The organism is Actinomadura hibisca NBRC 15177 (assembly GCF_001552635.1).
GTDB lineage: Bacteria > Actinomycetota > Actinomycetes > Streptosporangiales > Streptosporangiaceae > Spirillospora > Spirillospora hibisca.
This window is the reverse complement of the sequence record NZ_BCRO01000048.1, coordinates 23,532-34,601: the sequence shown is the minus strand read 5'-3', so window position 1 is coordinate 34,601 and position 11,070 is coordinate 23,532. Positions and strand designations below refer to the sequence as shown.

General features: G+C 72.7%; 15 protein-coding genes. 7 read left to right on the top strand and 8 right to left on the bottom strand.

Translation table 11 applies throughout. The features are described 5' to 3' along the window. Positions 1 to 27: 27 nt before the first annotated feature. Together AH6_RS23320 and AH6_RS23315 are read right to left on the bottom strand one after the other, a co-directional pair. Positions 28 to 957, bottom strand: coding sequence for a LysR substrate-binding domain-containing protein (locus AH6_RS23320; RefSeq protein ID WP_067483343.1), 930 nt, complete (start codon positions 955 to 957; stop codon positions 28 to 30). 53 nt (positions 958 to 1,010) lie between these two features. Further along, on the bottom strand, positions 1,011 to 2,123 hold the full coding sequence (locus tag AH6_RS23315) for a pyridoxal-phosphate-dependent aminotransferase family protein (RefSeq protein WP_067483341.1): 1,113 nt from the start codon (positions 2,121 to 2,123) through the stop codon (positions 1,011 to 1,013). A 128-nt stretch (positions 2,124 to 2,251) separates the two neighbouring features. Between AH6_RS23315 and AH6_RS23310 the strand changes: the two genes are divergently transcribed. From AH6_RS23310 to AH6_RS23300, 3 genes are read left to right on the top strand one after another with little or no spacing between them, the layout of a single operon-like run. Further along, complete coding sequence (locus AH6_RS23310; protein WP_245679432.1) at positions 2,252 to 3,220, top strand: inorganic phosphate transporter; 969 nt, start codon at positions 2,252 to 2,254, stop codon at positions 3,218 to 3,220. Then, the gene (locus tag AH6_RS23305) at positions 3,217 to 3,858 is read left to right on the top strand and encodes a DUF47 domain-containing protein (protein WP_245679431.1); all 642 of its coding nucleotides are present in this window, start codon (positions 3,217 to 3,219) and stop codon (positions 3,856 to 3,858) included. Before AH6_RS23310 ends, AH6_RS23305 begins: the two co-directional genes overlap by 4 nt. Positions 3,859 to 3,868: 10 nt before the next feature. Further along, positions 3,869 to 4,339: an NUDIX hydrolase gene (locus AH6_RS23300; protein WP_067483339.1), complete on the top strand. Its 471-nt coding sequence runs from the start codon at positions 3,869 to 3,871 to the stop codon at positions 4,337 to 4,339. Here AH6_RS23300 and AH6_RS23295 read toward each other — a convergent pair. Both AH6_RS23295 and AH6_RS23290 read right to left on the bottom strand, forming a co-directional pair. After that, on the bottom strand, positions 4,326 to 4,730 hold the full coding sequence (locus AH6_RS23295; protein WP_067483337.1) for a nitroreductase/quinone reductase family protein: 405 nt from the start codon (positions 4,728 to 4,730) through the stop codon (positions 4,326 to 4,328). The two genes, AH6_RS23300 and AH6_RS23295, sit on opposite strands and share 14 nt — an antisense overlap. Positions 4,731 to 4,732: 2 nt before the next feature. Further along, positions 4,733 to 5,599, bottom strand: coding sequence for an aldo/keto reductase (locus AH6_RS23290; RefSeq protein WP_067483335.1), 867 nt, complete (start codon positions 5,597 to 5,599; stop codon positions 4,733 to 4,735). A gap of 119 nt (positions 5,600 to 5,718) precedes the next feature. On the opposite strand from AH6_RS23290, the gene AH6_RS23285 reads away from it, so the two are divergent. Next, complete coding sequence (locus tag AH6_RS23285; RefSeq protein ID WP_169807896.1) at positions 5,719 to 6,543, top strand: LysR family transcriptional regulator; 825 nt, start codon at positions 5,719 to 5,721, stop codon at positions 6,541 to 6,543. Between the two features lie 139 nt (positions 6,544 to 6,682). Here AH6_RS23285 and AH6_RS23280 read toward each other — a convergent pair whose 3' ends face one another. Next, positions 6,683 to 7,264, bottom strand: a complete 582-nt coding sequence (locus AH6_RS23280) for a TetR/AcrR family transcriptional regulator (protein WP_067483333.1) — start codon at positions 7,262 to 7,264, stop codon at positions 6,683 to 6,685. Between the two features lie 98 nt (positions 7,265 to 7,362). Between AH6_RS23280 and AH6_RS23275 the strand changes: the two genes are divergently transcribed. Genes AH6_RS23275 through AH6_RS23265 form a run of 3 tightly spaced genes read left to right on the top strand, consistent with a single transcriptional unit; the run spans position 7,363 to position 8,792 of the window. After that, the gene (locus AH6_RS23275) at positions 7,363 to 8,010 is read left to right on the top strand and encodes an FMN-dependent NADH-azoreductase (RefSeq protein ID WP_067483331.1); all 648 of its coding nucleotides are present in this window, start codon (positions 7,363 to 7,365) and stop codon (positions 8,008 to 8,010) included. A 2-nt stretch (positions 8,011 to 8,012) separates the two neighbouring features. Further along, positions 8,013 to 8,333 carry a DMT family transporter gene (locus tag AH6_RS23270; RefSeq protein ID WP_067483329.1) on the top strand — a complete coding sequence of 107 codons (321 nt, stop codon included), beginning with the start codon at positions 8,013 to 8,015 and terminating at the stop codon, positions 8,331 to 8,333. A 60-nt stretch (positions 8,334 to 8,393) separates the two neighbouring features. Further along, entirely contained in the window at positions 8,394 to 8,792 is a 399-nt protein-coding gene (locus AH6_RS23265) for a hypothetical protein (protein ID WP_067483327.1), read from the top strand. A 16-nt stretch (positions 8,793 to 8,808) separates the two neighbouring features. Here the strand turns inward: AH6_RS23265 and AH6_RS23260 are convergent, their stop codons facing one another. The 3 genes from AH6_RS23260 to AH6_RS23250 all read right to left on the bottom strand — a co-directional run bounded on the left by AH6_RS23260 (position 8,809) and on the right by AH6_RS23250 (position 11,022). After that, entirely contained in the window at positions 8,809 to 9,315 is a 507-nt protein-coding gene (locus AH6_RS23260) for a S1 RNA-binding domain-containing protein (protein WP_067483325.1), read from the bottom strand. Positions 9,316 to 9,376: 61 nt separating this feature from the next. Next, positions 9,377 to 10,039, bottom strand: a complete 663-nt coding sequence (locus AH6_RS23255) for a response regulator (RefSeq protein ID WP_067483324.1) — start codon at positions 10,037 to 10,039, stop codon at positions 9,377 to 9,379. Then, positions 10,036 to 11,022, bottom strand: coding sequence for a sensor histidine kinase (locus tag AH6_RS23250; protein WP_067483321.1), 987 nt, complete (start codon positions 11,020 to 11,022; stop codon positions 10,036 to 10,038). The genes AH6_RS23255 and AH6_RS23250 overlap by 4 nt, the downstream gene beginning before the upstream one ends. Positions 11,023 to 11,070 lie beyond the last annotated feature (48 nt).

Below are 11,070 nucleotides of genomic sequence, written 5' to 3'. Positions count from 1 at the left end.
GCTGGTCGTCGCCGTCGGGCCGCGGCCTCAGTGGCCGACCACGGCCCGCAGAGGGCGCGAGCCGGGCCAGGCGTGCGTGGCCTTCAGCAGCTTGATGAACTCCTGCTCGGCCGGGCCGAGCAGGCGGTCGCGGCGGTGCGCGACCACGATCGGGCGGGGCTGCGGGGCCGGGGTCACGTCCAGGACCGCGAGCCGCCCGGTGGCGATCTCGTTCTCCACGCAGTGCTCGGACACCAGCGAGATGCCGAGCCCCGCCGCGACCGCCTGCTTGATCGTCTCCGGGCCCCAGATCTCGGCCTGCACGACCTCCGCCAGGCCCCAGTCGCGCAGCGCCTCCTCCTGCACGGCCCGCGTGGACGAGCCGGGCTCGCGCAGCAGGAACCGCTGGCCGTCGAGCCGCTCGGGATCGACGGCCCGCTCGGCGGCCAGCGGGTGGTCGGGCGGGGTGATGAGCACGACCCGGTCCTCCAGGATCGGTTCGCTGTCGAGCTGCGGGGCCTTGGGCACCCCCGCGAACACCGCGACGCCGACCTCGCCGTCCACCAGGCGCTTCTCCACCTGCTCGGCGTTGCCGACGAAGATCCCCACGTCGATGCCGGGGTGCCGGTCGCGGAAGGCGGCCAGCAGCGGCGGCAGCAGGTAGGTGCCGACGGTGGTGGAGCCGCCCGCGACCAGCGTGCCGCTCTGGAGCCCCGACACCTGGCGGATCGCGGTGACCGCCTCGTCGGCCAGCAGGAACACGCGCTTGGCGTACTGGAGCAGCACCTCGCCCTCGGGGGTGAGGCGGATGCGCGCCCCCGACCGGTCGATCAGGGTGGTGCGCAGCGACTGCTCCAGCTGCCGGACCTGGTTGGAGACCGACGGCTGGCTCAGGTAGAGCTTGCCGGCGGCGGCGGAGAACCCGCCCTCCTCGATCACCGTCATGAAGATCCACAACCGGTAGAGGTTGAGCTGCACGGGGGCTCCCTAGGGCACGGGCGCGGGGGCGCGGAGGTGGGTTCGGCGTTCGGCTAACCTCGGGCGGCCTTGATCGACTGGCTCAAAGCCCCTTCGAGGTCTTCCAGCCGGTGCCAGGGGATCTCCCCCATCGTGCAGATGCGGAAGAACCGGCTGGAAAGACTCCCCTGACCGGCGTATATGACATATCCGCGGGCCTTGAGCTCGTCGTGAAGCCGGTCGTACGTGACGGTTTCCGGCAGGTGAAGCATCGTCACCGAGTTCGACCGCAGGTCAGGCCGCACGAGGACGTCCAGGCCCAGCCGCTCGAACCCGGCGCGCACCAGCTCGGCGCGCTCGCGGTACAGCTTGGTGCGCCCGGCGAAGCCGCCCGCCTCGAAGTACTCCTGGAGCGCCTCGTCCAGCGAGTAACAGACCTGCACGGCCGGGGTGAAGGGGACGTTCCCCTCGCGCTGGCCCTTCAGGTAGGACGCGGCGTTGAGGTAGAGGCTGCGGGCCGGGACGTCCTGGACGCGCTCGACGCCCTTCGCCGAGCACAGGATGAACGAGATGCCGGGCAGGCCGTGCAGCCCCTTGTTGGCGGTGCCGCAGACGATGTCGGCGCCGACCTCGCCGAGGTCCTGGTCCTCGTTGCCGGTGCCGCTGATGGCGTCCACCACCAGCACGGCGTCGGTCTCGGCGACGATGGCCCCGATCGCGGCGATGGGGTTGATCAGGCCGGTGGTGGTCTCGTGGTGCACGACCGCGACGGCGTCCACGGCCGGGTGCTCGGCGAGCGCGGCGCGCACCGCCTCGGGGTCGGCGGGGGTGGTCCAGCGGGTCAGGTCGTCGCCGTCGGGGCGCACGACGTGGGCGGTGATGCCGTTGGCTCGGGCGATCTTCAGCAGCCGGTCGCCGTAGACGCCGTTGTCGACCACCAGGATCTCCCGGCCGGCGCGGACCGAGCTGATCACCGCCATCTCCATGGCGGAGGTGCCCGAGCCGGTCACCAGCAGCGCTTCGTGGTCCGGCAGATGGAGGGCGCGGGGCAGGTCGGCGCGGAGCCGGGCGAGCAGGTCGCCGAACTCCGGTTCGCGGTGGCACAGGTCGCCGCGCAGCAGCGCGTCCTTGACCCGCTGGGAGGTACAGGCGGGGCCGGGGTTCAGGAGGATGAGTTCGTCGTCCACGGCACGGACGCTAACCAGGGCCCCGGGCCTGAGGTAGAGGCGTTTTTCACATACCCCCCATAGCCGTTTGAGTATTGCCTTAATTGGTATAGAGGATGTCAACTAACTCGACACCAGTGCATTTCATATTGTTAACCCCGCGTTACTTTCCGGAGGCCGCCACGGACGCCGCGCTCATCGCCACCGCGGTGCTGTTCTGCCTGGTCACCGGGGCCAACGACGGCGGCGCGGTGCTCGCCACCGGCCTCAAGCTGCCGATCCTGCGGGTCGTGACGGCACTCAGCGTGCTGACCGCCGCCGTGGTCGCGATCCCGCTGCTCTTCGGAGCCGGGGTGGCGGAGACCTTCGCCGCCGGGCTGGTGTCGTTCGGCGACGGGGACACCGCCACGGCCGCGGTGCTGATCGGCGTGCTGACCGCGCTCGCCGTCACGTTGACGCTCACCTACACCGGCCGTCCCACCAGCCTCACCCTCGCCACCGTCGGCGGCCTCACCGGAGCCGGGCTCGGCGCGGGCCTGCCGGTGTCGGGCGGCCGGGTCGCGCTGGTGCTGGCGCTCGGCATGGCCGCGCCGCTGGCGGGCGGGCTGCTGGCGGCGTGGGTGGTGCGGGGCCTGCGGCGGCTGCCGCCGGGCGGGCCGCTGTCACGCGTGCATCTGGCGGGGTTCGCGGTGCAGTGCGCGGCGTACGCGGCCAACGACGCGCAGAAGATGCTGGCGGTGCTGGCGATCGCGTTGGGCACGACGGCCGGGGACCTGCCGCTGTGGGCGACGTTCCTGGCCGGAGCGCTGTTCGCCGCCGGGGCCCTGTACGGGCTGCCGCGCGCCGGACGGACGCTGGGCGGGCAGTTGCTGGCGGTTAGGCCCGTCCACGCGGTGACTTCTGAAGTGTCCGCATCCGGCGCGGTGCTCTGTTCTTCGTTTTTGGGGGTACCGGTGAGCATGACCCAGTCCGTCGCCGGTGGCCTGATCGGCGCGGGGGTCGTGTCGGGGGCCGGTCGGGTGCGCTGGGAAGCGGCGATGCGCCTGGCCATGGCCTGGTTGCTCACGCTGCCCGGCAGCGTGGTGATCGCCGCGATGGGAGCTCTGGTGTTGCGTTGAAGGGACGTTTGGGCCGCTATCTCGGGCTGGTCAACGGGCGGATGGACACCGAACTGGAGGACGCGCTGCTCGGGCAGTTGCGCACCACCGAGGAGGGCGCGGAGCTCGCGGCCTCGATGGTGGACGGGACGGTGGGGCGCGGCGAGGCGCGCGCCCGGATGCGGAAGATCGAGCACCGCGGCGACACGCACCGCGGCGCGTTCGTGGAGCGGTTGTCGTCGTCGCTGGTGACGCCGATCGACCGGGAGGACCTGTTCCGGTTGTCGCGCTCGATCGACGACGTGCTGGACACGCTGCGCGACTTCGTGCGCGAGTCCCACCTGTACAAGCTGTCCGATCAGGAGCGGCTCGCGCCGATGCTGGCGGAGGTGCAGGCGGGGGTGGCGGCGCTGGAGGCGGCGGCGACGATGCTGGTGGAGAAGCCGTCCAAGGCGGCCGAGAGCGCGCTGGAGGCCCGCAAGGCGGGCGGCGCGATCCGGCGGTTGTACCAGTACGAGATGGCGCGGGTGCTGGAGGGCGAGATGACCACCGACGTCATGAAGGAACGTGAGCTGGTGCGGCGGCTGGAGATGGTCGGGGTGCACATCACCGACGCGGCCGACGCCATCATGGACGGGGCGATGAAGCGCTGGCACTAGGGGGCGTGCGGTGACGGGGGACGCGGAGCCGGAAGAGGTCAGCGACCGTCCGGCGGTGCGGATCGTGTGCGTGGACGGGGCGGGGCGGGTGCTGCTGATGCGCTGGCACGACCCGGTGGCCGGGCGCACCTACTGGGAGCCGCCGGGCGGCGGGATCGACGCGGGCGAGAGCCCGATCGAGGCGGCGCGGCGGGAGTTGTTCGAGGAGACGGGGCTGCCGGGGGACGCGGTGCAGGACGGGCCCGTCCTGGTGCACCGCGACTTCCGCTGGCTGGGAACGCGTTACGTGAAGGACGAGCCGTTCTTCCTGGCGCGTTTCGCGGGCGTCCCGGCGGTGAAGTCGGCCGCCTTCACCGCCGAGGAGGTCCAGAACTACCGGGGCCACGCCTGGCACTCCCCCGACGAGCTCGCCGTGCTGCCCGAGGTGGAACCGGCGGGGTTGCTGGAGGCGATCACTCCCCTGCTGGTCAGGCCCGGGTGAGCGCGACGACGGGGACGACGCGCTCGCTGGTGCGGAACCCGGCGAAAGCAGGATCGCGCTCGATCTGACGTGCCCACAGGGCGTCGTGCTCGGCCTCGTCCACCAGGTCCACGCGCGCCTCGTACTTGTCAGGGCCGACCTCCACGGTCGCGTGCGGCGTCTTGACGAGGTTGTGGAACCAGGCGGGCGAGGTGGGCGCGCCGCCGTTGGAGGCGAATACGACGAGGCGGTCGCCGTCGGGCAGGTAGACCAGCGGCGTGGTGCGCTCCAGGCCGGTGCGGGCTCCCGTGGTGGTGAGCAGGAGCAGCGTCGAGCCGTCGAACTGGCCGCCGACGCGGCCCTGGTTGGCGCGGAACTCCGCGATGACCTTCTCGTTGAACGGGTTGCTCATGGTCATTCCCCTTCCAGGGCGGACAGGCGGGCGAACTGGGCGTCGGTGAGGCGGACGTCGGCGGCGGCCAGGTTTTGGTCCAGGTGGGCGATCGAGGTCGTGCCGGGGATCGGGACGATGGCGGGCGAGCGGCGCAGCAGCCAGGCCAGCGAGACCTGCGCGGGCGTCGCACCGACCTCGGCGGCGACAGCGGCGATCTCGTCGTTGTGCGCGCCCATCGCGATCGGGAAGTAGGGCAGGAAGGCGAGGCCGTTGGCCTCGGCGTGGTCCACGACCTGCTCGTGCTGGCGGGTGACGAGGTTGTAGACGTTCTGGACGCTGGCGATCGGTGCGGTCTTCTCGGCCTCCTGGAGTTCCTCGATCGTCACCTCCGACAGGCCGATGTGGCGGACCTTGCCCTCGTCCTGGAGCTGCTTGAGGGCCCCGACCTGGTCGGCGAGCGGGTAGGCGGGGTCGACGCGGTGGAGCTGGAGCAGGTCGATGCGCTCGACGCGCAGCCGCCGCAGGCTCAGCTCGGCCTGCTGGCGCAGGTAGGCGGGGTGGCCGAGGGGCACCCACTCGGTCGGCGAGGGGCGCAGCACGCCGACCTTGGTGGCGATGACGACCTCGTCGCGGTAGGGGTGCAGGGCGTCGGCGATCAGTTCCTCGCCGCCGCCGAGCGCGTAGGCGTCGGCGGTGTCGAAGAGGGTGACGCCCGCGTCGGCGGCGTGGCGCAGCAGGGCGATCGCGCCGTCCCGGTCGGCCGGGGGCCGCCAGATGGCGGCGGTGGCGGGGTCGGCGGGGCGCTCGGGGCCGTCGGCGAGGCGCATGGTGCCGTGGCCGATGCGGGTGACGGGCAGGTCGCCGCCGAGCAGGACGCGGTCGTTCATGGGGATTCTCCCAGGTGGGACGGGTGTTTCGGACAGCTGCAACTCTGGCTCGGCGGCGATTCCGGAACAACGCTCGATAATGGAACGATCGATCACACAGGCTTATCGGTGAGGGCGGCGTGGAGAAGCACGAGATCGAGACCTTCCTGACGCTGGCCGACGAGCTGCATTTCGGCCGGACCGCCGAGCGCCTGACCATCTCGCAGGCGCGCGTCAGCCAGACGGTGCAGAAGCTGGAGCGGCGGATCGGCGCGCCGCTGTTCGAGCGGACGAGCCGCCGGGTGTCGCTGACGCCGCTGGGCAAGCAACTCCAGGACGGCCTCGCCCCCGCGTACGCGCAGCTCAAGCAGGTGGAGGCGGACGTGACGGCGGCGGCGCGCGGCGTCCAGGGGGCGTTGCGGATCGGGTTCCTGGGCGCGGCGACGGGGTCGCTGACGCCGCGCATCCTGACCGGGTTCCGCACGGCGCATCCGGGCGTGGAGATCCAGATGCGCGAGGTGCACCCGTCCGACCCGCTGGGACCGCTGCGCGCCGACGAGGTGGACGTGCTGCTGACGCGGCTGCCGGTGCGCGAGCCCGACCTGACGGTGGGGCCGGTGGTGCTGTCGGAGCGGCAGGTGCTGGCGGTGCCGTCCGGCCACCGGTTCGCGCGGCGGGAGTCGGTGCGGATGGCGGACCTGGCGGGCGAGCCGGGCTTCGGGGCGGCGACGACGTTCCAGGAGATGATCACGCTGATCTCGGCGGGCGAGGGCGTCGCGCCGGTGCCCGCGTCGGTGTGCTGCTTCTACGCGCGGCCGGACGTGGTGTTCGTGGCACTGGAGGACGCGCCGCCGACGGAGGTGGCGGTGGTGTGGCGGACGGCGGGCGAGACGGCGAAGAGCCGGGCGTTCGCGGAGGCGGCACGGCGGGCGGTGAAAGAGAACGGCAGCCCGGCCGACGCGTGAGGCGCGTTGTCCCTGGCAGGAGACGCACGTCGATTGCGCGAGTCTGGGCGAGGACTATGCCACGAGCTATGCGCGAGGCGTGTAGGCCCGGCGAGGACTACGTCATGAGGCTGCGCTCAGACGTGCAGCCTGGCCAGGACTACATCATGACGCTGTGCGCGAGGCGTGCCAGCCCGGCCGTGATCTGCTCGGGGCTCAAGTCCTGCTCCCGCTGCTGTAGGTAGACCTCCGAAGAGAGAGGCGCGAGCAGAGTGTCGGTCAGCGCGTCGGCCTCCGCCACCTCGCCCTGCGCCAGCAGCGCGCGCACGTGCGCGCGCCAGAAGCCGTAAGCGCCCGTCCGCAGCCGCGCGCCACCCACCTCCGCGCCCAGCACCAGATCGCCGTGCGCCTCCAGTAACTCGACCATCGCCGCGTAGAACGCCGCCAGCCGCTCCCCCGGCGGCGCGCCCGGCCCGAGCGGCGGGTCTCCGCGCAACATCTCCTCCTGCAAGCGCCGCTCGTGCTCGTCCAGCAGCGCCATCGCGATCGAGGTGGTGTCCGGGTAGCGGCGGTAGAGGGTGCCGCGCCCGACCCCGGCGGCCTTGGCGATGTCGTCCATGGTGACCGTGCGCGGGTCGCGGGCGGCGAACAGCGCGGCGGCGGCGTCCAGGACCCGGGCGCGGTTGCGGGCGGCGTCGGCCCGCTCGCGCGGCCGGGGTTCGGGTCCCGTCAGCAGGTTCATACGGCGAATCTAGCCGACGCCGGAATAAGTGGACAAGCTGTCCGCTTGATGTCTACCGTAAGCGGACAGCACGTCCACTTCTTCTGAGGAGCGTTCCCATGCCCGTTCTGCTGCACCTGGACGCCAGCGCCCGCCGCCGCTCGGTCAGCCGCGAGGTCGGCGACGCCTTCGCCGCCGGATGGCGCGAGGCCAACCCCGACGGCCGCTACGTGCACCGCGACCTCGCGGCCGAGCCCGTCCCGTTCATCGGCGAGGCGTGGACCGAGATCTGCGACAACCTGCTGGCCGACGGCATCACCGCTCTGGACCGCCTGCACGAGGGCGCGCGCACCCCGGAGCAGAAGGAGGCCTGGGCGATCATCGAGCCGCTGCTGGCCGAGCTGGTCGCCGCCGACGTCGTGCTGATCGCGACGCCGATGTACAACTTCGGCATCCCGGCGTCGCTGAAGGCGTGGATCGACCAGGTGACCTTCCCGAAGATGTCGCTGAAGGGCCGCCGCTTCGTCGTCGCGTCCGCGCGCGGCGGCGCCTACGGCCCCGGCACGCCCCGCGAGCCCTTCGACCACCAGGAGCGCTACCTGCGCGACTTCTTCGCCGGGCACTTCGCCATCGAGGACGCCGTGTTCGTCAACGCCGAGCTGGTGAACTCGCGCGTCGACCCGAACCTCGCGCACCTGCGCGACGCGCACGAGGCCTCGCACGCGGACGCGCTGGACGCCGCCCGCGCGCTCGCGAAGGAGATCTGACGATGGGCTGGCTCATCCTCGTCGCGGCGGGCGCGGTCGAGATCGCCTGGTCGCAGAGCATCAAGCCGACCGAGAACTTCACCCGGCCGCTGCCGACGTTGTTGTGCTTCGTGCTGGCGGCGGTGGCGGTGTACCTGCTGTCGCTGGCGATGCGGACGCTGCCGGTCGGGACGGCCTACGCGGTGTTCACCGGGATCGGCGCGGTGGGCGCGATCGTGCTGGGCGTGGTCGTGCAGAAGGACCCGCTGAGCGCGGGCCGCGTGGCGGCGCTGTCGCTGATCCTGGGCGGCATCGTGCTGGCGCGCGTGACGAACCCGGGGTGACCGGGCGCGTCCCCCGGCCCCGCACCGGGGGACGCGCCCAGCGGGTACATTGCCGGACCCATGGACGAGAGGGCGACGGGCGCGGAACTGCACCGGCGGGGCTGGCGCAAGCCGTTCACGATCGCGGAGATGGCCGGGAAGTGGGAGTGGCTGGTCGCCGAGGTCGAGCGCGGCTACACGGACATGGTGGACGCCTACACCAACGACCTCTACTGCCGGAACTGGCTGCGCGAGGCGTGGTTGCTGCTGGACGAGCACCTGCTGGTGATCTGGAGCCCGCGCGTCGAGGAGCTGGACCGCCGTTTCCGCGCCGCGACGGTGGACGACGACGGGCAGGCGCTCGGGTACTTCCACCGCGTCGATCCCGACCTGTGGTGGTGGAAGCGGCACCCGAGGCTGCTGGTCGGGGATCTGGGCGAAGCGCTGCGCGCGACGGGCGCGACGGGCGCGGCGGACTGAGGCGCCGCACCGCCGGTCACAACGACAGGCTGACCCGGTGGTTGGTCAGGTCGATCTCGGCCACCCGCACCGTGATCTCGTCGCCGTCGGCGAAGGCGCGGCCGTCCAGCTCGGAGTCGTGCAGCAGCCCTTCCACACCGTCGTGCACCCGCACGAACACCCCGAACGGCACGGTCTTGGTCACCCGCCCGGTCACCGTCCGGTCCGCCGAGGCGCGGGCGAACGCCTTGAACGGGTCGTCCTGCAACGCCTTCATCGACAGCGACACCCGCTCGCGCTCCAGGTCCACGTCCAGCACCTGGACCACGACCTCCTGCCCCGCCTCCACGACCTCCGACGCGTGCCCGACCGTCTGCCAGGTCAGCTCGGCGTAGGACACCGTGCCGGTCACATCCCCGCCCAGGTCGACGAGCACGCCGTAGCTCTCGATCGACCGCACGGTGCCGCGCCGCACGTAGCCGACCTCCGCCAGCAGCGCCTCCAGCTTGTCCCGCCTGTCACTGTTTTCCGTTTCGTCACCCACGCCTCAGTTGTACTCAACGACCGCCGGGTTCCCGCAAGGGGGTTTCGGAAACGGCGGATTCTCAGCCCGGCCGCCGTGGCACGACCAGGCCCGATTCGTAGGCCGTCACCACCGCCTGCACCCGGTCGCGCAGGCCCAGCTTGCGCAGCAGGCGGCTGACGTGCGTCTTCACCGTCTCCTCGCCCACCACCAGGCGCGCGGCGATCTCGGCGTTGGTCAGGCCCTCCGCCACCAGCCGCAACACGTCGGTCTCGCGCGGGGTCAGCGCCTCCAGCTCCGGCGACGGCGGGCGCGGGCGCAGCCGCGCGAACTCCCCCACCAGCCGCCGCGTGACGCTCGGCGCGAGCAGCGCCTCGCCCGCCGCGACGACGCGGACGGCGTCGAACAGCCGCTCGGCGGTCGCGTCCTTGAGCAGGAAGCCGCTGGCCCCGGCCACCAGCGCGTCGTAGACGTGCTCGTCCAGGTCGAACGTCGTCAGCATCAGGACGCGCGGCGCGTCCGGCGCGCGGGTGATGCGCCGGGTCGCCTCGATGCCGTCCATGACCGGCATCCGCACGTCCATGAGCACCACGTCCGGCCGCCGCTCCCCGCACACCCGCACGGCCTCGGCCCCGTCGGCGGCGGTGCCGGTGACGGTCAGGTCGGGCTGGGTGTCCAGCAGCGCGGCGAACCCGGCGCGCACCACCTCCAGGTCGTCCACGACCACGACGCCGATCCCGGTCACTCCGCGCCTCCGGTCGGCAGAACGGCCTCGATCTGGAACCCGCTGACCGGGCCCGGCCCGGCGTTCAGCTCGCCGCCGACCGTGGCGACGCGCTCGCGCATCCCGAGCAGACCGTGCCCCCGCGCGCCCGCGCCGCCGCCGTCGGACGGTCCGGGGCCGCTGTCGCGCACCAGCACGCGCAGCGCGCCCGACGCGTAGTCCAGCTCGACGTCCACGGCCGCGCCGGGCGCGTGGCGGCGCGCGTTGGTCAGCGCCTCCTGCACGATCCGGTACGCGGTCAGCTCCACGCCCGGGTCCAGCGCCGCGACGCTCCCCCGGATGATGAGCCGGACGGCCGCGCTCCCCGCCTCCCGCGACTCGTCCACCAGTTCCAGGAGTTGTTGCAGGCCCGGTTGCGGGCGGCGGGACGGCTCGGCCCCGGCGTCCTCGCGCAGCACGCCGAGCAGCCGCCGCATCTCGGTGAGCGCGGTGCGGGCGGTGTCGCCGATGGCCAGCAGCCGTTCGGCCCCCAGCTCGGGCATCCCGGGGGTGGCCAGCCGGGCGGTCTCGGCCTGCACGGAGATCATGGAGATGTGGTGGGCGACCACGTCGTGCAGCTCGCGGGCGATGCGGGCGCGCTCGGCGCGCGCGATCAGCTCCAGCAGGTGCCGCTCCACCGCGCTCCGGGAGGCGTCGTGCTCGACGGCGGCCGCCCGCGTCCGGCGGAAGCGCCGCCAGGCCAGCGCCGCCCACGCCGCGACGAGCGCGAGCAGGGCGGCGACGGCGGGCGCGCGGTAGCAGGCGATCGTCGGCGGCGTCGCGGCCGTCACGACGACCGCGGCGAGGCCGGGCCGTTCGGGCAGCAGCACCAGCGGCAGCGTCGCGCACAGTCCGGCGAGCAGCGCGATGGGCAGCAGGACGTCCGAGCCCATCGTGCGATGGACCGCCTCGGCCGCCGACAGCAGCCCGAGCCCGGCCCCGGCCGCCGCCGATCTCCGCCCCATACCGGCCATCATCGCGGTTACGGACCCGTCCCACATCCCTTTGTCGTG